The 23,309-nt window shown below is 41.2% G+C and carries 20 protein-coding genes; 11 read left to right on the plus strand and 9 right to left on the minus strand.

Annotation, left to right across the window (positions count from 1 at the left end):
- The first annotated feature begins 15 nt into the window (after positions 1-15).
- The 3 genes from AACX33_RS06620 to AACX33_RS06630 all read left to right on the plus strand — a co-directional run bounded on the left by AACX33_RS06620 (position 16) and on the right by AACX33_RS06630 (position 3,261).
- A complete protein-coding gene (locus tag AACX33_RS06620) occupies positions 16-1,056 on the plus strand; it encodes an ABC transporter ATP-binding protein (protein ID WP_193998224.1) in 1,041 nt (346 codons plus the stop codon).
- 128 nt (positions 1,057-1,184) lie between these two features.
- A complete protein-coding gene (locus tag AACX33_RS06625; protein WP_193998225.1) occupies positions 1,185-2,300 on the plus strand; it encodes a DNA cytosine methyltransferase in 1,116 nt (371 codons plus the stop codon).
- Positions 2,290-3,261 (plus strand): BsuBI/PstI family type II restriction endonuclease, encoded by a 972-nt coding sequence (locus AACX33_RS06630; RefSeq protein ID WP_193998226.1) that lies wholly within the window; start codon positions 2,290-2,292, stop codon positions 3,259-3,261. The genes AACX33_RS06625 and AACX33_RS06630 overlap by 11 nt, the downstream gene beginning before the upstream one ends.
- Before the next feature lie 20 nt (positions 3,262-3,281).
- Here AACX33_RS06630 and rtcA read toward each other — a convergent pair whose 3' ends face one another.
- A complete protein-coding gene (gene rtcA, locus AACX33_RS06635) occupies positions 3,282-4,328 on the minus strand; it encodes an RNA 3'-terminal phosphate cyclase (protein ID WP_193998227.1) in 1,047 nt (348 codons plus the stop codon).
- A gap of 91 nt (positions 4,329-4,419) precedes the next feature.
- The gene (locus tag AACX33_RS06640; protein ID WP_193998228.1) at positions 4,420-5,760 is read right to left on the minus strand and encodes an FAD-binding oxidoreductase; all 1,341 of its coding nucleotides are present in this window, start codon (positions 5,758-5,760) and stop codon (positions 4,420-4,422) included.
- A gap of 817 nt (positions 5,761-6,577) precedes the next feature.
- Between AACX33_RS06640 and AACX33_RS06645 the strand changes: the two genes are divergently transcribed.
- The 3 genes from AACX33_RS06645 to AACX33_RS06655 all read left to right on the plus strand — a co-directional run bounded on the left by AACX33_RS06645 (position 6,578) and on the right by AACX33_RS06655 (position 10,452).
- Positions 6,578-8,347, plus strand: a complete 1,770-nt coding sequence (locus AACX33_RS06645; RefSeq protein ID WP_193998229.1) for a multicopper oxidase family protein — start codon at positions 6,578-6,580, stop codon at positions 8,345-8,347.
- A gap of 277 nt (positions 8,348-8,624) precedes the next feature.
- A complete protein-coding gene (locus AACX33_RS06650) occupies positions 8,625-9,413 on the plus strand; it encodes a DUF1868 domain-containing protein (RefSeq protein ID WP_193998230.1) in 789 nt (262 codons plus the stop codon).
- Between the two features lie 589 nt (positions 9,414-10,002).
- A complete protein-coding gene (locus tag AACX33_RS06655; RefSeq protein WP_193998231.1) occupies positions 10,003-10,452 on the plus strand; it encodes a PIN domain-containing protein in 450 nt (149 codons plus the stop codon).
- Between the two features lie 102 nt (positions 10,453-10,554).
- Here AACX33_RS06655 and AACX33_RS06660 read toward each other — a convergent pair whose 3' ends face one another.
- Complete coding sequence (locus tag AACX33_RS06660; RefSeq protein ID WP_265338632.1) at positions 10,555-10,986, minus strand: EamA family transporter; 432 nt, start codon at positions 10,984-10,986, stop codon at positions 10,555-10,557.
- A 149-nt stretch (positions 10,987-11,135) separates the two neighbouring features.
- Between AACX33_RS06660 and AACX33_RS06665 the strand changes: the two genes are divergently transcribed.
- Together AACX33_RS06665 and AACX33_RS06670 are read left to right on the plus strand one after the other, a co-directional pair.
- A complete protein-coding gene (locus tag AACX33_RS06665) occupies positions 11,136-11,372 on the plus strand; it encodes a hypothetical protein (RefSeq protein ID WP_193998232.1) in 237 nt (78 codons plus the stop codon).
- A gap of 76 nt (positions 11,373-11,448) precedes the next feature.
- Entirely contained in the window at positions 11,449-11,715 is a 267-nt protein-coding gene (locus tag AACX33_RS06670) for a hypothetical protein (protein ID WP_227788889.1), read from the plus strand.
- 321 nt (positions 11,716-12,036) lie between these two features.
- Here AACX33_RS06670 and AACX33_RS06675 read toward each other — a convergent pair whose 3' ends face one another.
- A complete protein-coding gene (locus AACX33_RS06675) occupies positions 12,037-12,363 on the minus strand; it encodes a dienelactone hydrolase family protein (protein ID WP_227788890.1) in 327 nt (108 codons plus the stop codon).
- A gap of 168 nt (positions 12,364-12,531) precedes the next feature.
- Here AACX33_RS06675 and AACX33_RS06680 point away from each other — a divergent pair, with 168 nt between their 5' ends.
- Positions 12,532-13,320: a tryptophan-rich sensory protein gene (locus AACX33_RS06680; protein ID WP_193998233.1), complete on the plus strand. Its 789-nt coding sequence runs from the start codon at positions 12,532-12,534 to the stop codon at positions 13,318-13,320.
- Positions 13,301-14,524 (plus strand): DUF4336 domain-containing protein, encoded by a 1,224-nt coding sequence (locus tag AACX33_RS06685; protein ID WP_193998234.1) that lies wholly within the window; start codon positions 13,301-13,303, stop codon positions 14,522-14,524. Before AACX33_RS06680 ends, AACX33_RS06685 begins: the two co-directional genes overlap by 20 nt.
- A 110-nt stretch (positions 14,525-14,634) precedes the next feature.
- Here the strand turns inward: AACX33_RS06685 and AACX33_RS06690 are convergent, their stop codons facing one another.
- A complete protein-coding gene (locus AACX33_RS06690) occupies positions 14,635-15,993 on the minus strand; it encodes a helix-hairpin-helix domain-containing protein (protein ID WP_193998235.1) in 1,359 nt (452 codons plus the stop codon).
- Between the two features lie 636 nt (positions 15,994-16,629).
- On the opposite strand from AACX33_RS06690, the gene rpsD reads away from it, so the two are divergent.
- Positions 16,630-17,238 carry a 30S ribosomal protein S4 gene (gene rpsD, locus AACX33_RS06695; protein ID WP_193998236.1) on the plus strand — a complete coding sequence of 203 codons (609 nt, stop codon included), beginning with the start codon at positions 16,630-16,632 and terminating at the stop codon, positions 17,236-17,238.
- 271 nt (positions 17,239-17,509) lie between these two features.
- Here rpsD and moaA read toward each other — a convergent pair whose 3' ends face one another.
- The 4 genes from moaA to kdpB form a co-directional block, all read right to left on the minus strand.
- Complete coding sequence (gene moaA, locus AACX33_RS06700; protein WP_193998237.1) at positions 17,510-18,496, minus strand: GTP 3',8-cyclase MoaA; 987 nt, start codon at positions 18,494-18,496, stop codon at positions 17,510-17,512.
- A gap of 122 nt (positions 18,497-18,618) precedes the next feature.
- Entirely contained in the window at positions 18,619-19,791 is a 1,173-nt protein-coding gene (locus AACX33_RS06705; RefSeq protein WP_193998238.1) for a pentapeptide repeat-containing protein, read from the minus strand.
- Positions 19,792-20,214: 423 nt separating this feature from the next.
- A complete protein-coding gene (gene kdpC / locus AACX33_RS06710; RefSeq protein ID WP_193998239.1) occupies positions 20,215-20,808 on the minus strand; it encodes a K(+)-transporting ATPase subunit C in 594 nt (197 codons plus the stop codon).
- A 290-nt stretch (positions 20,809-21,098) separates the two neighbouring features.
- Positions 21,099-23,201 carry a potassium-transporting ATPase subunit KdpB gene (gene kdpB / locus AACX33_RS06715; RefSeq protein WP_193998240.1) on the minus strand — a complete coding sequence of 701 codons (2,103 nt, stop codon included), beginning with the start codon at positions 23,199-23,201 and terminating at the stop codon, positions 21,099-21,101.
- Between the last annotated feature and the right edge of the window lie 108 nt (positions 23,202-23,309).

The following is a 23,309-nucleotide window of genomic DNA, read 5'->3' on the forward strand; positions in this document are numbered from 1 at the left end:
TCTTTGTTATCTACTATGCAACAAGCAATTGTCCAATTAGAGAATGTCACCAAGCAGTTTTCCCAAAATGTCGCGCCCGCCGTCGATAATGTATCTCTAACGCTGCAACAAGGGGATATATTGGGATTGCTCGGCCCATCTGGTTGTGGTAAAACGACGCTGTTGCGAATGATTGCGGGGTTTGAGAACCTGCAATCAGGAAAAATTGAAATTGGCGGTAAAATAGTTTGCGAAGGTTCTGTTTCTGTCCCAGCCGAGCAGAGAGATATCGGCATTGTTTTTCAAGATTACGCCCTGTTTCCCCATTTGAACGTAGCCGAAAATGTCGCCTTTGGGTTGAGACATTCAAATAAACAGCAAATCCAAAAACGTATCGCCGAAGTCATTGAACTAGTAAACTTGCAAGGCTTAGAAAAGCGTTATCCTTACGAACTCTCAGGTGGACAGCAGCAACGAGTCGCCCTCGCCCGCGCCTTAGCACGCCAACCGCAACTGATGCTGTTAGATGAACCCCTCAGTAACCTTGATATTCAAGTGCGGTTAAGGTTGCGCGAAGAAATCCGAGACATACTGAAAGCGGCGGGTACTTCAGCCATTTTTGTTACCCATGACCAAGAAGAAGCGTTAGCTATTTCCGATATTGTGGGCGTAATGAGACAAGGACACTTAGAACAAATAGGCACACCAGAAGAAATTTACACTCATCCAGCATCGAGGTTTGTAGCTGAATTTGTGACTCAGGCTAACTTTCTTCCCGCCCGTCGTCAAGGTAATATATGGGAAACCGAAGTCGGTAATTTTGAGTTACCAGTTAACTACACAAACGACACTGGCGAAATCATGATCCGCCAGGAAGGTTTAAAATTAGAAGCCGCCACTGATTCGCCTGTATTTATCCACAGTCGCAGATTTTTAGGACGTGAATATCTATATTGTTTAAAAACTGCCTCTGGGAAAGAAATTCACGCTCGAACTATAGCTGATATTCCTCTACCCATAGGCGCACGAGTGCAAGTATCTGTCCCAGGTAATACTGTCAAGGTTTTTACCCAATAGATTCTGCAACATTAAAGGTTTGTAGTTAGGGCTTCAGCCCTACTTCGATATCTGAATTCCTTTCTGCGAGCAGCAAATATTAGGCAATTTATCTTATATACTGGTTATCTGATATCTTAATTGAAACCTTGAAATTTAGACTGCCTTACCTTAATTTCATTGAAACAGAACTACAACTGCCTGAAAAAAATCATAATGAACATTTAGTCATCGATTTATTTAGTGGTTGTGGTGGACTGGCGCTGGGCTTTGAAGCTACAGGTTTTCAAACAATTGGTTACGAAATTTTAGCAGATGCCCGCGCAACTTATGAGCATAATCTGCTTGGTGTATGTCATCAGGTTAATTTAACACCATTATCTAATTTAGTTGAAGGAGCAGCAGTGATAATTGGTGGGCCACCTTGTCAACCTTTTAGTGTCAGTGGGCATCAATTAGGCTTAAAAGATAGTCGTGATGGCTTTCCGATTTTTATTGCTGCTGTTGAGCGTTATCGTCCTCAAATAGCTTTATTTGAAAATGTACGGGGAATGCTGTTTCGTAATAAAAAATATTTTGAAGAAATAGTTTTAGCTCTACAAGAGATTGGTTATATTGTTGAATGGGAAATTTTAAATGCTGCCCACTATGGTGTACCTCAAAAACGAGAACGCTTGTTTTGTGTTGCACATAAAGGCGGTTGGCATTGGCCTGAAAAAACACATTTTTATTCACCTTATACTGCTGGTGAAGCTTTGGGGAAATCAGCGTATTTAGCACCACCTAATTCCAAAATTCTAACTCCTAGCATGGATGAATATATTAAAAAGTATGAAATAGCTTCTAAATGTATCAATCCCAGAGATATTAATTTGGATACCCCTGCTAGAACAGTAACTTGTAGAAATTTATCTAGTCCAACTGGTGATATGTTACGAATACGTTTACCAGATGGACGTAGAAGAAGGCTGACAGTTCGTGAAGGTGCGCGCCTGCAAAGTTTTCCAGATTGGTTCCAATTTCAAGGTTCTGAAAATAATCAGTTTAATCAGATTGGTAATGCTGTACCTCCTTTATTAGCAAAGGCTTTAGCGCATTCTGTAAAAACTTATTTGGAGAGGAATCAACAAATTTCATCACAAGAAATTCATCAATCAACTCAATATATACAGCTATCTCTAGAACTGGGAATAGATGCTGTGGAGAACCCAGCCAGAAATAACTGCAAGTTACGTAAAGCAGGAGTGACAAAGGATGTCAGATAACCTCAATTCGCCTGATTCTATCCCAGCACTGCAAAAAATAGAAGAAGCGAAAGCTGTTCTCAGGGATCTAGGTTTACCCGCAGCGCAACAAAATGAGCGTTCGGCACTAACGTTGCTAGCTTTACTTGATCTAAAAGTTAATATACCTTGGAATCGTGCAACAAATCCTCTATTAGGCATCACTCCGATAATGGAATTTATAGCTAAAAATTATAGTAAAACTTATGCACCTAATACCCGTGAAACAATTCGTCGTCAAACGGTTCACCAGTTTCTAGAAGCTGGCTTTCTAATCAGTAACCCGGATCAACCTTCCAGAGCAACAAACAGCCCAAAAACAGTCTATCAAGTTGAGCCGAACGCATTGAAATTATTTCGTAACTATGAAACAAATGACTGGAGTAAAAACCTGATAGTTTATCTGACAACAGTAGAAACACTAAAGAGTCGATATGCTCAGGAACGTTATATGCAAAGGATTCCCGTTATAGTGACTCCAGGACAGACTATTTCTTTGTCACCAGGAGGACAAAATATCCTTATTGAAAAAATTATCAATGATTTTTGTGCTTTATTCACCCCAGAAGGAAAGTTAATTTACATAGGTGATACTGGTGATAAATGGGGATATTTTGATAGTCAATATCTAAACTCTTTGGGTGTTACAGTTGAAGCACACGGAAAAATGCCTGACGTTGTGGTTCATTTTATAGAGAAAAATTGGCTGGTACTAATTGAAGCAACTACCAGTCATGGACCGATAAATCCTAAACGCCGCAATGAACTAGAAGCCATATTTAAAAATTCAACGGCAGGACTTGTATTCGTCACCGCTTTTGATCGTCGCAGTGACATGGCAAGATATATTAACGAAATTTCTTGGGAGACAGAAGTTTGGGTAGCAGAAGCACCAACTCATATAATTCACTTCAACGGCGAACGATTTTTAGGGCCATACTAAAAAAAATATATCCCTGGAAATTACCTATCCCCAGGCTTCACCACCACGATCTTTTCTTCTTCATCTACTATGATTTGAGCCAGCCCAAACTGTTTAATTATGGCGGCATTTGTCGTCAAATGTGTACTCACCTCAGCCACTCTATACTGACTTTCCTCTGACGCTAAAACTGCTGGCAATAATAATTGATCCGCTAAATATTCATCTACTGGTGCGCCGGATTGATGAAATCTTAACAGCTGTTTACAAGCAATTTCTGCCACTTCTTCGGAGGTTATTCGCAAACGCCCCAACCCACCAAAGCCAGTTAAACTATTTTTATATTCAGCAGTCAGAAAAATACCTGCCCCTGGTGCTACACCCTTTTCTCTTAAAGCCTTTATATTAACTTTTAATCCTGCTTCTCGTAACAAATTCTCAGCCCGATTTGCCATCCGTTGAGGAATATGGGCGGGTAGTTGCGTTACTACAGCCAGTCCCCGGATTTGTTGCAAATCTCCACGGTCTAATAAGTTAATTCCGCCCAGTGTGCTACCACCACTCACCCGCACCTGAATTTCTCCCCCACCTTGGGGATACCACCCCCAAGCACCTAACTTCACTTCTGCTTCTATCCCCATACGCTTGAGTGTTGGTAAATAAACTTGCTCAATATATGTGATTGTCGGGCTGAAGTTAACATGAGTCCCACCCCGCAGCGTTATCAGAGAATCACCAGATGCGAGGGACAAAGGTAACAAGATAGTCTGTAAAACCAAAGTAATCGCACCCGCAGAACCACCTTGTTGCACTTCCGTAACATCAAAAATATAAGTTCCGGCCTGCACAGAACTACTGGGAATGAATTCTAGCATCATTGAACCCAAAGCATCACCCCGCATTTGGGCGTGACAAATCCTCGCAGCAGCACGAACGGCTGTTAAGTGTTGCGCTGCTAATCCTGGTTTTTTGCGTTTGGCGCGAATCCCAACAATGCGTATCGGTTCGCCAGTGATGGCGGCTAAACTCAAGGAGGTACGCAGAACCTGTCCACCTCCTTCTCCATAGGAACCGTCGATTTCAATCATGGGAGATGTTGGATGTTGGATTTTTGCATGGTTTCCACGGTTCTCGAACCATAGCATAGATAAATACAAAGGAGGTATAAAATGTGATTTCTTAATTGGGAATTTTAAATTCTAAAACCTTACTCTTCCCAGGATTCATTAACCCATAAGGATCAACCATCTCTTTAAACTTTAACTGCTCAGGGTCAATAACTTTTCTACCCCCATCTTCAATAATATATGTGTGGGGATTAGCAATAGATACACCCTTAGCTTCGTGATAACGAATAATTTCATTCAGGCGTTCTTCTGTGCTGTAACGTACAAGTTGTAAAGCACCAGGAATTACCCGACCATTGACTCGAAAAAATTCTAAATGCATCATCACTTCATCACCAAAATAATGATACATATGCTCTACCAGTTCCAAGCTAGCATCAGCCGGAAACATACTTTGCAAATAAGTAATTGAAGTATCTACAGTCCGGGCGTGAAGCGTGGTGTGATTCCAAGTAAATTCTCCCAAGTTGATACTTTTTTCAGCAACTGGTTTTTGATAGGTAATCTGTCCGCCGTATTGCTGCACTAAACCCGGTAATAACTCTAAACTGGATTCAGCCAGCATTAACAAAACTGAGTGAGTACCTCCAGGAATATACTCTTGCAGGGGATGAAAGTATTGGGGGATGGGCGATGCAAACACCGCAATTAATTTTTTAATCATGCCGTCAGCATTACCAAGGACTTGTCCAAACTTGGCTGCTGCCATAAAATCGTCAAATGTAACAATCACTTCTGCCCAAGGGTAAGCTGGCCCTAAAGGGATTTCTGCCTCTGTGATGATGCCGTTAATTCCCCAAGCATGAGTGACTTTTTGCACATCATCGCCACGTAATTCGATCACACGAGGCTGATCTTCTAAAGTTACCACTCGCAGGGCTAAAATATTACCGCGATCGCCTAATAACCCATATTGTATTGACCCAATACCACCACTTCCACCAGCAATAAATCCCCCAATTGTGGCTGTGCGGTATGTAGAAGGAGCCATACGGATTTCCCAGCCGATTTCTCTCGCTTTTTTATCGATAGCAGCCAATTTCACCCCAGCTTCCACCCGTGCTATTCCTGGTTTTACCCAAGGTATCCCCTGCATCTTCGACATATCTAAAATTACGCCGCCATGTAAAGGCACACACTGCCCATAATTACCAGTTCCCGCACCTCTGACAGTTACAGGTATTTGGCATTGGACACAAGCGATCGCAACCTTGATCACTTCTTCCTCGTTAGCAGGACGCACCACAATTTCCCCAACTTTACCCTCCAGCTTGGGTACTAGAACCGGGCTAAAGGTATGATAATCCTGGGATAATTTAGCCACCTGGGTAGTTTCAGTAATAATTTCGATACCTTCGAGAGAATTAATCAAATTATCTAATGTTGTCTTCATAATTCATATCCTGTTTTTTTACACACAGAGAAACGCGGAGGATATATTCACTCTGCCGCCTTTGCGTTCACCTCTGCGTTTTTAATCTTTAGTTTTCGCGCTACTTATTTAATATAAACTGCCTGCGACTGAGCCGATGGATTGCTCGTCAAATCAATAAAAAAACAGCATAAACTTTTTTAACAGCAGGTTTAGCCAAGTCTAAGTGTACATTGTAAAATTAATTTTTGATTTATCAGGGAAAATGGCTAAATTTCCCAAGCGGGCTGAAAAGCTTTAATCGCTTTTTTTACACGTAATTACTTAGCTAATTGTATAAAAACTGTATTGTTTAACACCTAAATGTGCAGACATATCCTGCGTGAGACTCATGGTAATAATGCGATCGCGAGTAGGTAAGACAAAAAATCAAAAAAACTTTGAGCCATTATAAATATATTTCGCTAAAATTCAATTCACAATTATTTTGAATTAACGCTTTTTTGCAGCTTAAATATACTTGCTATTTGCAAAATAAATTTCATTTATTAGTATTGTAACCTATTTTTATTTAATTGTATAAAAAACAATTTAATCTCTAATTATTGGAGATTTTTCTATTACTTTTGATATATCAAGATACCAATAGACATAATGATATTGTTTTAAACAGCGTTACTCAATAATCTTCTGTCAAAATGGCGAATCTAGTCTAATTGCATAATTTATACAAATAGAACATCAATATTCGCCAACAACAGTTTGTAAGATGGCTTTTTGCTTTGATGTCAAAAAAGAGTATGACGCAATAATGCACTTTCTATCAAATTTGATGAACATGAAAAATAGGTTACTTTTTTTAGGTTTATTTTTGTTTATTTTAGGAATTTCATTTAACTCAGTCAAAGCCCAGTCTACAAACAGTTATTCCCTGCTCAATGCCAGAAGCCAACCACAGTTCATTAATTCCCTACCTTCTCCTCAGAAGATAGATGCTACAACGGGAGGAAATTTTACTCTAGAAATGAGAGAAAGTGAGCAATGGCTAGGACTATATGCCAACCCCGGTGAAGATGGAGAGTATGGGACTAGCGATGATGAGCGTTTAAATACAACCATTTGGGGATATGGTTTAGCAGGTCAAAATGTGACTTATCCTGGCCCCACATTCATCGCCCAAGAGTCTGTGCCTATTCAAGTTGAGTGGGAAAATAAGCTACCGAGAGAACATTTGCTACCGATAGATATCGAAAAACTGCACAGTCAACCTCTCAGAGAAGCCTTTGAGCAAAAATTAATACCCGCAGTTGTACACCTGCATGGAGGTCATACCGAATCAGCTAGCGATGGCTTACCAGACGAGTGGTACACACAAAACTATGAACTAACAGGGCCAGACTGGGTACAAAAAATCGATCTATATGACAATAGCCAAGAAGCGGCGACACTTTGGTATCACGACCACACAAACATGGTTACTCGTTTAAATTCTTATGCAGGTCTTGCAGGTTATTATTTACTGCGAGATGACAACGAAAATAGTCTCATCAACAATGATGTTTTACCCAGTGGTGACTACGAAAGAGAACTGCTGATTCAGGACAAAAAGTTTACTACTGATGGTCAACTATTCTATCCAGAACAAGGTAATATAAATCCACCAGGAGTACCTAGTCGCACAGGAGCTTATGGCGATTTAATTTTAGTGAATGGGATGGTATGGCCCAAGCTGGAGGTAGAACCAAGAAAATATCGCTTGCGTTTGCTCAATGGCTCAGATTCACGCTTTTACGAGCTCAATTTTTACAACTCAGATAAAAAAATGTACCTCATAGGTACTGAGCAAGGCTTTGTACACAATCCAGTTGCGCTAGATGACTTGGTTCTTTCTCCTAGTGAACGTGCAGATGTGATTGTAGACTTTACTAACGATGCCGGAAAAGAGTTCATTTTAAGAAACTATGGCCCAGGAGCTGATCCTAATACAACTGGTCAGATTATTAAGTTCATTGTCAACCAACCGCTTTCTAATATTCCCATCGCCACAGTTGATACAGACGAGAGTGATGGATTAACGACTCAGTTGCGACAGGAGAACATCACACCTCTGACAGCAACTGTACCTCCCAAGCAATTAGCTCTTTTTCAACTCAGAGAAGCAGGTAACAATGATCTGTTTCTGCTGGGTACATTGGAAGATGGTTCGTTTAAATATTCAGACCCTGTAACAGAAAAAACACTGCTGGATCAAACCGAGGTCTGGGAATTTTACAACACTACTCAGTACACACACACTATCCACATTCACTTGATTGCCTTTCACGTTCTCAATCGGCAGAATTTCAGTGGTAATGTAGTCTCGGAAATAGACCCCAAAAAGGGAGAGACTAAGCAATTTCTCCGAAATGTTTACTTTCAGGGCGATCCGCAAGACCCAGAAATTTACGAACAGGGTCGAAAGGATTCCATAATTGTCTACCCCAATCAAGTTGTCCGGGTTATTGCCAAATACGATAGACTAGGAAAATATGTCTGGCACTGTCATGTCTTAATCCATGAAGACCACGATATGATGCGTCCAATGGAAGTGGTTACGGATTTAAGTTAAGACTCCCCCACCAAGCTAGGCTGTCGCGGGAGATTATTGCTGTTTGTCTGTGCATAAGATTATTGATTTTGTGGGGTGGGCTTCTCCGTCCCCCCTAAAAACCACAATTACTGCATCGAAAATCTATTTTTGCGGTCATCAATACTTAAGTCTAATCTTTTTGTTACCCTTGTCCTCGTATCATCATTTTAAAAAAGCTAAATACTTTTGAAATCATTCTGCTAATCTGAGTAAATTTCCCTAAAATCTATCAAGTGAGAGCGCGAGGCTACGAAGATTGGACGACAACTATCAAACTTACCTGAATCGGGTAGCAAAAATGATGCTACCAGAAGCTTACAGATCCCAAATTCAGCATATTCAGGAATCTGCTAAGTTTAATTTGCATTCTGGCTCCAGACAAGCTGCTCCTTTTCCTGGGTATTCACTAATTACCCCACCTGCGGCAGAACAAGCAAAAAACTCTACTTTCCATAGCCAATTACAATCTTACCAGCAGGAACTTTTACAGTTGCCTGTGGGCAGTGATTTGATTGTCCCTGTACCCCCGGCTAGCTTTCATTTGACTTTAGCTGACTTGATTTGGGACAGTGCTTATGTTCACGCTTGTGAAAAAGACCCGGAATTTGACCAAAAGTTACGCTCTTGTTGTGCTGAAATATTACAGCAGTATCAAGAATCCATGACAAATGGAACTAATCCGATTCAATGGCAAATGCTGGGATTGGTAGTGATGCCGAGAGCAGTGGGTGTTTGTTTAGTCCCCCAGAATGAACATTGCTATGAGCAGATTATTCAATTTCGCCGCAAAATTTATCAAAATCCGAAGTTAATGGCTTTGGGTATTGAACAGCATTATCATTTTCTCGCCCACGTCACATTAGGCTATTTTGGGGAGGTTTCGCCAGATTTAGACCGGATAAATCTCAGCACTATGCTTTCTGAGTTGAATCAGCAATGGCTGCTGAATTCTCCAGAATTTTTAATCGACCGTGTAGAACTACGGAAATTTGACGATATGACGCACTATTATCGTGAAGCAGACTGGCCGAGTTTAAATTTTTAGAGACTAAGGACTAGGGAAAAGTTTTTCCCATCCTTACCGCCTAATACCCCATCCCTTCTAAGAAACACATTTTGTCATCCTGATATAGCAAAGCTTTTAGGAAAACAATCCCAATGTGTTTCTTGGGATCTACCCTTTGCTTAAAACTAAATTTATCTCTTTATCTCATCAATGGCGGATAATCGGGCTGAACTCTACAAATTAAGCCCAAGTATTCCAGCTACTGGCTCTAGTTTGGAACCATAAAAAATAATTGCTCGTCATCTCAACATATTCTCAAGCAATTACTAGTCTGCATCAGGCGGGGTAATGTGAAAGCCTGTGTTTATTTTTCCAGAATCTCTATCTTTACCAAAATTTGACATCGTATCTGAAATCTTGCTAATTCAAGTTGTATTTAATTATGCCCATACCCAATTGAGATAGCTAAAGCACATTCATACTTGCATCTTATGTTTTTTAAATATCAGTATTACTGCTGCGATTGTAAAAAAGTAAGTATCGCCAACTTTCAGCATCAAGGATGCAAATTAAATGCGTATCAGCTGCTTTCTGACGCTATCGTTATCAGACTTAAAGGGGATTTCAAGTGATCAGAATTTTATTGGATGCTGATTTAATATTAGAAGCTTTGATCAATCGCCAAGAATTTACAGAAGATATTAGAGTATTATTAGATAGAGTACATCCATTGATTCAGATGTACATCACAGATGTTGGTTGGCAAAAAATTTACACCTATGCCAAATGCTTCAAAAATAGTAAGATTGCTGGGATAGTATTATATTGGTTACAAGGGAAAATTGAAGTTTGCCAAGTTGACCATCTGATTCTCCAAAAAGCACGCTCATTACCCCTGAGAGATTTTGAATCGGCGGTAGAGTTCTCCTGTGCCAGGTATTGGCAACTAGACGCAATTGTCACCCATAAACCGGAAGATTTTGCGGTGTCTACAAATAAGTTGTGGGTTTGGTCGATAGCAGACTTATGTTTACGTGCAAATCTAGAGAATCAGTTACAGGCAAGTATATCTAGTTAATTTAGAGGAATCCGGCTTTAACTGTCACATTCTCTCAAAAGTCACATCAGATTCCTCTAGAACTTGTACGCAATGTTACTAGACTTGTTAGTGATCAGAATTTTAAAGGATTAATACCAAGGTTCCTATAGCTACTAATAAATTGCCTAAAACAATTTTCCAACTTAACGATTCACCCAGAAAAATAACGGAAAACAATAAAACTAATACCAAACTAGATTTATCAATTGGTGCAACGAGTGAGGCTTTTCCCATTTGTAAAGCTTTGAAATAAAAAATCCAGGACAAACCAGTAGCCATTCCCGATAATAATAGGAAAAACATAGTCTTTTGGGGAATTGCCAAAAGATTGACTCCCTTACCTTCAATAAGTACAATTACCCAAGCAATCACTAAAATGACAACCGTTCGGATTGCTGTTGCTAGGTTAGAGTTCACATTTTCAACACCAATTTTGGCAAAGATGGTTGTCAATGCGGCAAAACCAGCTGAAAGCAATGCATATATCCACCACATTTTTGTGTCATTTTCCATGTTGCTCCCTGCTTATATCGTGAATATTTGTCTCTAAATCACTCATTAGGCATCTCTAATTGTGTTGATTGATTAATCTTGAGCCGCAAACCCAGCACAAATGGCTAAGGTGTGCGAATATAAAGAAAATCTTAAGAAAGGCGAAAATCATGATAACTGCTAAGATGATGCAACAAATTTGGGCTGTAATCGAGTCTACCCAAGTCAGTACTCTGCTCCAGTTTGACGATGCCGCCTTAGTACAATTACTTCTCCAGAAGTTCAAATCTCAGCAAGTGCTTGACATACAGACAGATAGCAGTCTCAATAGTTACATCGAATCTAAACTGCCCTTAATTCGTGATACAGCTGAAGGAAGACTATCCTTTGGAAAAGGCAATCACTAGTACAATAAAGCAAATAATTACACATAATTAATATATATGGTCAATTATTTTCTCAGAATTTAACAATTGCAAAATTATGAATCACTGGCTAGGAATTGCCCTGGTAGCTTATCTAATTGGAGCAGCAATTGAAGGGGTGAGTACAGTCAGTCAGCTATCTCGTTCAGTTCAAGAGCTAGCTCAAGACACACAAGACCAATCATCAGAATCAGATATTCCGCCTAGCTCAAATTGGCAAATTTTGACCACTATTACTTCGGTAAGTATCTGTGGAGCTTTCTGCTGGCCCTGCCGACTGTTCCACCGTTCAATTAAAGGGTGCATTTCATCTAGAAAATCTTAAACTATAATGTAGAAAATTTTTTGGGTATTTTTCACATAAAATAGCTTTTCTGAGCGAGTTGCAAAATATCTATACAAGATTTTATAAAAATTTAGACTTATTAATAATGTATTGTTTTTGATTTTTTGTGACATGGAACGTCTCGACAAGGGTTCTAGGAAACGCATATTTAATTGTCGGAGATGTCTATTGGTCATTGGTAAGGGTTTCATGGGTGTTTACGAGTCGTAATATAGTTTGGTTTTTCCGAGTCCCAGCTGCTGTAGGTTGAAATCAAAGCCCTCATGGACTATGAATGCTTTGGTGATAGTATTGTTAATTTTATGGCATGAGGTAATGCGTAAACCACTGGCTCGCTAATTGCGCTACGGCTTCCAATGCGCCCGGTTCTTCAAACAAATGGGTGGCTTGAGGAATAATTTCCAAATGCTTTTTGATACGTAATTGTTTCAGTGCATCCTGATTCATCGCTATCACTTGTGTATCGTATCCACCAACAATTAGCAGTGTTGGTGCTTGGACATCAGGTAAGGCTGAACCAGCTAAGTCAGTCCGTCCGCCGCGAGAAACCACAGCTTTCACAGATTGAGGGCGTTTTGCGGCTGCTACGAGATGTTCGTGGTAGTTCTGTATTGATGTTTTACTCACTGACCAAACCTCCATTTTATTTAATGGTTTTTTAGTCTTTTCTCTTCAATATGCTAACGCTAAATAAATACTCATACTCCTCCTAATAGGTAGGATGCAAAAACAAACCCCTACTTGATAACGATGTAAAATAAAAGCAGACAAAGATATAAGTTATCTGATTATTCTATGCAGAAGTCTACATCTGGAAATGACGGAGATTTTATCCGGCAAATCGTTACATTGACTGCAATCATTGGTGCTTTTGTTGTCAATGTAGTATCAAATATTTTTCCGCTCAACGGATTGAGAATAGGTGATATTTCTAATACTTTGTTCGCTAATGTTCTGATTATCCCTGCTAACTATGCTTTTGCGATTTGGGGATTGATTTATCTGGGATTGTTCGCATTGGCAATTTACCAATTTCTCCCAAACCAGAGGCATGATGTAGATTTACGCCAAATTGGATATTTCTTGGTAATTGCTTCTGTGGCTCAAAGTATCTGGGTATATCTTTTCCTTTCCCGACTTTTTGCCCTTTCTGTAATAGCAATGATGTTAATTCTGATACCACTGATTGCTGCCTATTTGCGTTTAGGCATTGGTAAACAGCGTGTACCTCAGATGAAGAAGTGGTGTGTTCATTTTCCCATCAGTATTTATCTGGGCTGGATTAGCGTGGCGACTATTGTTAATGTGGCTTCTTGGTTGTATTCTCAGGGGTGGAATGGATGGGGTCTTTCTGCTGAGTTATGGACGGCTATGATGTTATTTGTGGCTTTTGTAATTGCAGCAGTGATTGCGATTCAGCGTCGAGACTTTGCTTACACTGGAGTCACAATATGGGCATTGGTAGCGATCGCACTCAAGCAGTGGAACAACTCTTTACTTAGAAACCTGGCATTAGTTTTGGCAATTGCCTTGCTTGTGATCATCACGATTAAAAGTCTACAAAATGAACGTACAGCAACATGAATGGATGCAACCGAGTACTCATCCACAAGATTGGTCATGGCACTTCTGGCCGGCTGTACCACTTTATCCCTACGGTAGGCGGCGGACAATTTGCGCGGAAATAGTCAAGGATACGATCTGGACATTCGATCAGCTTCACGGCATTCTCTACACTGTTGTGCCGATTCGGATGACTGTGGTGAAACTCGCAGCCGGCGGTCTTCTGGTTTATGCGCCAGTTGCTCCGACTATTGAATGTGTCCGCTTAGTTAACGAGTTAGTCACCAAGCACGGTGATGTTAAGTACATTATTTTACCCACGAGTTCGGGTCTAGAACATAAGGTTTTTGTCGGGCCTTTTGCCAGACGCTTTCCACAAGCACAGGTTTTTGTGGCTCCCCATCAATGGAGTTTCCCGTTCAATTTACCCTTGAGTTGGCTGGGTTTTCCCGAAAAACGCACTCAGGTACTTCCAGAAGATAGTAGTCAAAGTCCTTTTGCTGATGAGTTCGATTATCAGGTGCTGGATATTGACTTGGGACGGGGTTCTTTTGCCGAAGTGGCATTTTTTCATAGGCGATCGCACACTCTGCTGCTGACTGACTCTATACTGTCTGTACCAGAAGAACCACCCGCTATTACCCAATTAGACCCCTATCCCTTACTGTTTCATGCTAGGGATCATGCTAGGGAAGCGATCGCAGATCATCCCGAAAATCGCCGCAAGGGATGGCAACGTATTTCACTGTTTGCCGTTTACTTTCGTCCCCATTCCCTGGAAACAACTGGATTATGGCAAATGTTTAGTGACGCTTTTAAAGCACCACAACATTCACCACAGGCTTATTTTGGTTTATTTCCCTTTCGCTGGCGAGACGATTGGCAGCAGTCATTCGATATTCTCCGAAGTAATGGACGCGTGTTTGTAGCACCAATCCTGCAAATTCTGATTCTCCCCCAAGCACCAAAACAAGTAATTCTCTGGGCTGATCAAGTTGCAAATTGGGATTTTCGCCAAATTATCACCTGTCATTTTGATTCCCCTATTGAAGCCAGTCCCGATCAATTCCGCCAAGCATTCAGTTTTTTGGAAAAGCAACCCGCCTTTAGTGAGGACTTATCTGGAAACAGAAACCAGCCTCTGTTAGAGGAAGATATGCAATTTATTAGAGAACTTGAGGCGAATCTAAGGAAGCAAGGTATTGCAAAGCCGCCGAAAATGTAATTCGTAATTCGTAATTCGTAATTCGTAATTCGTAATTCGTAATGGGCTACGCCCCGCTTCGCTAACGTAATTCGTAATAGAGACTGGGTTTCTACTCAGCACTTTCCTATTCAATTATCAATCAGCGATTTTGTATGCGCCGTAAATCTGGCGTTTTGCAAAGCTTGAACTGTTCTACCAGAATACTGCACAGAAAATTGCCAACCCAAGCGCACCAATTGGCGAGAATTTTCTGATTGTATAATTCCAATTACTGGCGTTCTGGCCTGTTCTTTATCCCCTGACTGTTCTTGTAAAATTGTCTTTAAATGATGTAGATGTTCAATGTCACCAGCTTCTTGAGGATTGAGTTCAACCATCACCATCTTTACTTCCTCTACTTTTTCGACATCTTCAACAATCAGTTGAGTTTGATCATCTCGCCGATCTACTTTACCCCAGATAATTAACCTGACATCAACTATAAGTTGCTCACTGATGCGTTCATAGGTTTTAGGAAAAACAACTGCTTCACATTGTGTCGTTAAATCTTCTATTTGCAAAATTGCCATTTGATCACCTTTTTTGGTCATCACTTTTTTGACGTTATTGAGCATGATCACCGCACAAACTTTTGTATCTTCTTTTTGTTCATTAAGTTGTGAAAGGTTAATCGGACTCAGCAGGGATGCGGCTTGTCTTAAAGCTTTTAAGGGATGATCTGACACGTAAAAACCCAGCAATTCTTTTTCCTTGCGTAACTTCTCTTGGGGGGGGAAATCTCCCACAGGTTCAGCTTTAGGAACTGCGGCAAAAGCATTACTTCCTTTTTTATGATTAGTATCCGTAACGCCACCACCTAGACCGGAAAAATCAAAAAGATTTCCCTGACCGCTAGCTCTATCTTTATCGCGGGATTGCGCCCAATCATAAACCAGTAATAAGTCATTGATTAACTGTTGACGGTTTGATTCAATTTTGTCAAAGGCTCCGCAGTGAATTAAGGATTCTACAGTCCGGCGGTTAACAGCTCGCAGATCGACGCGATCGCAAAAATCAGCGAGTGTTTGAAATTCGCCGCCCTCATCTCTAGCTGACAAAATAGAGGCGATCGCATTCTGTCCCACATTCCGTACTGCTGTAAATCCAAATAAAATCTTGCCGGCGGCTGGTGTAAAATCTAGACCAGAACGATTAATGTCTGGCGGGTCGATGATAATACCCATATTCGCGCAGTTATTAATATATTTCTGCACTTTATCTGTATCGCCACTGTTTGCCGTCAACAGCGCCGCCATATACTCTAAGGGATAATTAGCTTTTAAATATGCAGTTTGATATGTGACATATCCATAGGCAGTTGAGTGGGATTTATTGAAACAATTGGAGGCGATCAAACCATGTTTAATCGTAAAATTATGGTCATGCTCAACCCCAATGTCATAAACATTTTCTCTGCCTACAAATTTACGAGCAGTTATTTTGACCATTTTTTCCAACCTCCAAAACAAAATTTATACAAGGGATGGGGACTGGGGACTGGGGATTGGGAAGAAGAGGAACGGTTATTAAGTAACCGGAAGTTTCAAGTAATTTCTAACTCCCCCCTGCTCCCTGCTCCCATTCGGCTACGCTCACGGCAAGCCTGCTCCCCTGCTTCTTCCCCCTGCCCCTCTGCCTCTTCCTTGACCAATAGTTCCTTAATGGTACAAGCCCCTGGATTTATCTGTCGGCTCAATCCAAAATCCCAAATCTAAAATCTAAAATTCGATGATGCCTGTATTTCTCACGATTTTTGGTACTGCGATTGATGCTGAGGCGAATAGTGCTAATATAGTCAAAATATAAGATAAGTAGACAACGTAAAAAGTATTTCCGAGTTGAAATACTGCGTCAGGCAATCTAGCGATTTCGTAGTCTACCAACTAAATAAACACAAGAAACCGGTTTGTTATAGTACGGCAGGACAGTCCGGATTTTACGCTTGGGGAGAAAATGCCTCGACTTTGATATGTCATGTCAAAGCCAGCAGCTTCTTAGAACCAAGAATTTCCTGATTTATAATCAGGAGAGTGTCAAAATTGAATGTCTGGGTAAAAGTTAACAGGATTAGATTAAGGAAACTCATGTCCCGATATAGAGGGCCACGCCTCAGAATTGTACGTCGCTTAGGCGAATTGCCAGGATTAAGTCGTAAAACAGCTCGACGAGCCTATCCACCAGGCCAACATGGTCAGAACCGTAAAAAACGCTCTGAGTATGCAGTTCGTCTAGAAGAAAAGCAAAAGATTCGGATGAACTACGGTTTGACCGAAAAGCAACTGCTACGCTATGTGCGTAAAGCTAGACGCATAACTGGTTCTACCGGACAAGTGCTGCTACAAATGCTAGAAATGCGCTTGGATAATACCGTTTTTCGTTTGGGTATGGCTCCCACGATTCCAGCTGCTCGCCAACTGGTAAATCACGGTCATGTAACAGTTAACGGTAAGCGCGTCGATATTGCTAGTTACCAGTGCCGTCCCGGTGAAGTAGTTGCAATTAGAGACCGCGAAGCTTCACGGAAGTTGGTAGAAGCCAATTTGCAATATCCCGGTTTAGCCAATCTCCCCAGTCATCTGGAATTTGATAAAGCTAAGTTGACTGGTAAAGTTAACAGCGTCATTGAACGAGAATGGGTGGCGTTACAAGTTAATGAGCTGCTGGTTGTGGAATACTACTCACGTCAAGCTTAGTTATTAGTCCTTGGTCATTGGAGTGTGGATTTAATCAAGTACAGAACCTCACCCCCAACCCCTCTCCTTGGTAAAGCTACCGTGTACACACAAGTCGGGAAATTGCTCTTTTCTGCAATAACACCCCACCCCTAGCCCCTCCCCGCAAGCGAGGAGGGGAACTGGGTTTCCGCTTAAACCCTGTTTTTAGGGCGGGAAACCCTTTCTGGATAAGGATGTGTGTACACCGTAGCCTTGGTAAAGAGAGGGGAGACTTGGATGCAAATGACTACTAACCACCGATTTGCGACATGGTACGGCTGTAAAGACCGGCAGTACCAGAGTCGCGCCCTTTAAAGTTAATTTCTGGCTTGATTGCTAATAATTTTCTGACTTGCTGTTGTAGTTGGTCAGTGCTAGTACCAGCACGCAGCGCCGTTTTTAAATCAATTTGCCCAGTTTCATTTAATAAACAGGGACGCAGCCAACCATCGGCAGACAAGCGCATCCGGTTACAGCGATCGCAAAAACATTCTGACATTTGACTAATAAATCCCAGAGTTCCCTTCGCCCCTGGAATTTGAAATACATCAGCCGGCCCAGCACCACAAATTTGGGATGCTGTCAAACCCCAGCGATCGCGGATACGTTGGCGCAAGTCTTCTGAAGATACCCAACCGCGATCGCCAAATAAATCGCCATTACCAATAGGCATAAACTCAATAAATCTGACGTGCCATTGCTTTTCAATGCTTAAGGCTGCTAAATCCAGAATTTCATGATCATTAACACCAGGAATTACCACTACATTCAGCTTCAAAGGGTCAAATCCTACACTGTATGCAGCTTGAATCCCTTGCCAAACTTGTTGCCAACGAGAACGACCACGATTGCCAATAATCTGGTCAAAGGTGTCTGAATCCAGGGAATCCAGGCTAATATTGATCCGCCGGAGACCAGCATCATAGAGGTTTTGGGCTTGGGGGGCTAATAAAAACCCGTTAGTAGTCATGGAAAGGTCTTGGGTTTGGGGTAATGATGCGATCGCCTTAACCAAATCTACTACACGGGGGCGGAGCAACGGTTCCCCACCAGTCAACCGAAACCGGGTAAAACCCACAGGAATAAATACTTCTTGAATCAGCGTCAGCAATTCTTCATCAGTTAATAATTGTTGCTTGAGGAAATAATCTAATTCTGCCCCCTCTGGCATACAATACTGACAACGAAAATTACAGCGATCAATCAGGCTAATTCGGAGATAGTCTACCTGGTTCATGGTTTGGTGTTTATCTTCTATCCTACATATATTTATTTAAGGTAGCTTCATGGAAACTCTTCAAAAACTTTTTGTTTAATTTTCAAGCGAGGAAGCGGGATAACCAGATGGGCAATTAGTTATTAATAGTACGGTAAACCTAACTCGTTATGAAATTCTCTATCATACTTAGCAGTATTCCAGTCTATTGTAGATTTAATTTCCTCTAACTTTATTGTTCTATTTTCAGAGAAGTCGGCATTAAAGATTTTTGCTTCTGTAAGGATTGCTCTTCCAATTAATCCTATTCCTATATAGCAGAATTGATCGAAGTCAGCTCTTCTAAAGCACGCGCTTGAAAGGTTTGCTCTTGTGAAGTTGGCTCCTCCAAGTCTTGCTTCTGTAAGGTCAGCTTCTTTAAGGTTGGCGTGTGTAAAGTCGGCTTCTGCAAGGTGGGCTTTTGTAAGGTCGGCTTTTTTAAGAATAGCTCCTCTAAGCAAAGCTCTTGAAAAGATTGCATTTTTAAGATTAGCTTCACTGAAGTTTGCTCCTTCAAGCTCGGCTTCTGTGAGATTAGCTTCTGTGAGATTAGCGCCTATGAGGTCTGCTCCTACGAGGATGGCTTTTGTCAGGTTTGTTCTATTGAAGTTAGCTCCTGTGAGGTCTGCTCCTGCGAGTTTGGCATCTGTGAGGTTAAGTTGACTAAAGTTTACATGAGACAAATCTAGTATTTTGTCTCTGTCATATATATCAAAACGTCGTATAATTACTGTCATTGCTTCTTGAATATCAATTGCTGGTTTTGACAATTCTTTTTCTTTCTGATTATTTGAGTTTTCATATAATAATGGTTTTTTGATATGTGTTTTAACGGACGAATTTTGACGAACAAATGCTGTAAGAATTTCCATAATTGTCCAATGGTCATTATTAGAATTTTTGGCAATTCTTTCTAAAGTATAAATAGCACCCAATCTTATTTCGATTTTATCGCTACCAAGTTGTTCTATTGCTTTTGAGAAGCGGTCTGTAATTTGTTTATCAATAGCAGCCTCAGCATTTTTATTAGCCGCTTCAGCAGTTTTTTCCATAGCAAAGGAACGTACAGCACCATAATAAGCATTGATAGCTGCTACAAAACCACCAAAAAACAATCCCGCTGTAGTAAAAATTTTAATAATTGATTCAATTTTGTCTGCTGAATTAAAAGTAGAATCTCTAATATTATAAATCCCAATAGAAAGACAAATTGATATGGTTAATAAGAAGATGAAAAGTAATATACCAATCAAAAAAGTCTTTGTTATTGATTTCATTGCTCTAATTACCAAAAATATTAATATATAAAATTATACATATGTTCGATTGGGAGTCAATTCAGTATCGACAGAAAAGTTAGAACAAATGAAGAAGGCTAAGGAGTTAATTCATGCTTAAAGACCCTATAGAAACTGCTATATCTATTGACCATGACGACAAACTATTGCTGTGTTAGTCTAACGTCCCACTATGAACCAGTGGCGTAAAGACTTTCCTAGCTACTGCAAAACTGCTGTTGATGGGAATTATGTAGAGATGAATGGTTTACCCCAAGCCAACGCTAGAAAATTGAAGGTTATTCCCAAGTTGGTGCGATTGCTAACAGATGAGCAAAGACTAGCAAGCCGAGAACGCGGTTTGAAACTTGCAGCAAGTAGGAAAGCGAAAGCTAATTTCCTTTCCCCCTGCCCCCTGCCTCTTTATGGACGGTTAATATCTTGCAGGTCAAGAGCATAATTCAATCGCAGTACATTGACTCCCGGCTCCCCAAAAATCCACAGAAATCTGCCATCAGTATACTGATTAATTAAAGGTGAAATTTCATTCTCTTGGATAGCACGAGCGCGAGCAACTCGGCTCACCTGCTGCCTTGCTGCTCTCAAAGAAATATGTGGATCTAAGCCAGAACCAGAACTATAAATTAAATCAGCCAGTGGTTGAATATTCTCTTCTTCCAATTGAGTTGCCTGTTCGACAATTCGATCTAGCAGTGCTGGATTGCTAGGCGCAAGATTACTAGCACCAGATATGCCAGTTGGACTGGCCTGTTCTCCTTGGCTATATCTCACACTACTGGGACGACCATGAAAATAACCCTCTGTGGTGAATGTTTGACCAATTAAAGCAGAACCAATTGCTTCTGATTCTACATTCACCATAACGCTGCCATTAGCTTGAAATGGAAACAAGGCTTGACCCATGATCAAGATTGCCAAAGGATAGATGATTCCCGTTAGTAACCAAAGTACCAGAGTCATGCGAATAGCTTTGATAGTTTCTTGAATAATAGTCATAAAAATTCCTATTGCTCCTGAATATAATTTTTGTATACTTCACTCAGATGAAATGTCTTGTATAACGATGAATCTCTACAAATAGCAAGAATTTCTAATTCATTTGTTCAATATAGGACTTACGCAAAATTATGAAAAAACGTTCGCGTAGCGTGCGCGTAGCGCATACCGCATTGGCGCTAGCCTCTCCCTTTGGGAGAAGGACACAAAGAACACAAAGGAAAGAGGGTTACAGAGAGTTATTGCGTAAGTCCTGCAATAGAGTAAAAACTAAAAGTTAGTTTTCTTTTCTATATCCACCCTGTTGTCGCAATTAGCATATCTATTAATTTAATCGCGATAAACGGTGCAATTACTCCACCCAATCCATAAATTAAGAGATGGCGTTGTAACAGTTGATTAGCTGTCAGGTATTTTAACTGCACACCTCTCAAAGCCAAGGGAATTAAAGCGGGAATAATCAAAGCATTATAAATTAGTGTCGATAATACAGCAGAATTAGCACTGGACAAATTCATAATATTCAAACTTTGCAGATTAGCGGCGGTAAAGATAAATGGGATCAGTGCAAAGTATTTACCAATATCATTAGCAAGGGAAAATATAGTCAAAACTCCACGGGTAATTTGTAATTGTTTACCAATACTGACGATATCAATCAGCTTTGTGGGATCAGAGTCCAAATCTATGATGTTGGCTGCTTCTTTAGCAGCTTGAGTACCTGTATTCATGACAACACCGACATTTGCCTTTGCTAGTGCGGGAGCATCGTTAGTGCCGTCTCCGGTCATTGCGACTACTTTACCTGCTGCTTGTTCTCTGTGAATAACGCTGACTTTCTCCTCTGGTGTAGCTTCAGCAATATATTCATTTACTCCGGCGGCCTGGGCAATCACAGCTGCGGTAATCTGGTTGTCGCCAGTGAGCATGATAGTACTGATCCCCATTTGGCGTAACTGCTGAAAACGCTCGCGGATACCAGGTTTAATGATGTCTTTGAGATAAATTACACCATAAATTTCCGCATCTAGACAAACTGCTAGGGGTGTACCTCCTTGTTGGGAAATTCTTTTGTAGACAGCATTCAGTTCTGGGGGTGCTTGTCCATTGCGGAGACGGATAAATTCACTAATGGCTCCTACGGCTCCCTTCCGGGCTTCACGTCCTCCGGATAAGTTTGTACCACTCATGCGGGTGGCTTCGGAAAATTCCACCCCGACTGCTTGGTTGGGATCAAAATCAAATCGTGCGCCAAAGCTTTGTGCCAGTCGAATAATAGATTTTCCTTCAGGTGTATCATCAAATACGCTAGCTGCCAAAGCAATATGAGCCATTTCCTCTAATGAGTGGCCATTCACCGGGATCAACTCTTCTGCCAAGCGATTTCCAAGGGTGATTGTGCCTGTTTTGTCGAGAATTAGGGTGTTAACATCGCCACAGGCTTCCACGGCTCGTCCAGAGGTGGCAATGATGTTAAATTGGGCAACCCGATCCATGCCAGCTATACCAATGGCACTTAATAATCCGGCGATGGTAGTGGGAATCAGCGCTACCAACAGAGCGATCAAAATTGTGACGCTGACAGGACTCTCGACATAGTAAGCCAGTGCTGGCAAGGTGGCTACGACCAACAGACAGACTAAGCTCAAAACGGCTAGTAAGATTGTCAGGGTAATTTCATTCGGTGTTTGACGGCGTTCTTTTCCTGCTAATAAGGCAATCATCTGGTCAATAAACCCTTTATCTGGGTCAGATGTAATGCGAACAATCAGTTCATCAGAGATAATCCGCGTACTACCGATCACCGAACCGGCAACATCTGAGCCTGATTCTTTGAGGATGGGGACTGTTTCCCCAGTAATTGCTGATTCATCCACCGAGGCCACACCCATGATTACTTGGCCATCAGCAGGAATGATATCGCCCGCTACCAAATAAACGGTGTCATTTTGTCTGAGGCTAGGGGAAGGAACTTCGGAAATTGTGCCATCGGGAGCCAATTTTTTGGCGATTGTCTCTGTCTTCTTGGCGCGTAAGGCTTCGGCTTGGGCTTTACCCCGTCCTTCAGCCAATGCTTCGGCAAAATTAGCCAGCCAAACAGTGAGAAACAATATTCCTGTTAATAAGCCATGAAAAAGTTGTGGGTTATTTTCTGGGGCTGGTTCAAATAAGTTGGGAGCAATGGTGAATACTAGGGTGACAAGTGTCCCTAGCCAAACCAAAAACATGACGGGATTTTTAATTGCAGACCTGGGATCAAGCTTGACAAAAGCATCCCTGATGGCTCTGAGATATAGTTTTTTGGGATTTATCTTGGCTGTTTTGAGGGCTTGGCGGCGATCGCCAGAACGAAAGCCTGATGATTTAGCTTTAGAAGTAGGTGCAACGTTCATTTTATGTCGCGAGTAGGGAGTGGGGACTGGGAAGAGGCAGAGGTGCAGGGAGCAGGGGGCAGGGGAGAAGAGGAAAGGGGGCAGGGGAGAAGAGAATAGGTTGTTAAG

It is taken from the genome of Nodularia sp. LEGE 04288, from assembly GCF_963896525.1.
In the GTDB taxonomy this organism is placed as follows: domain Bacteria; phylum Cyanobacteriota; class Cyanobacteriia; order Cyanobacteriales; family Nostocaceae; genus Nodularia.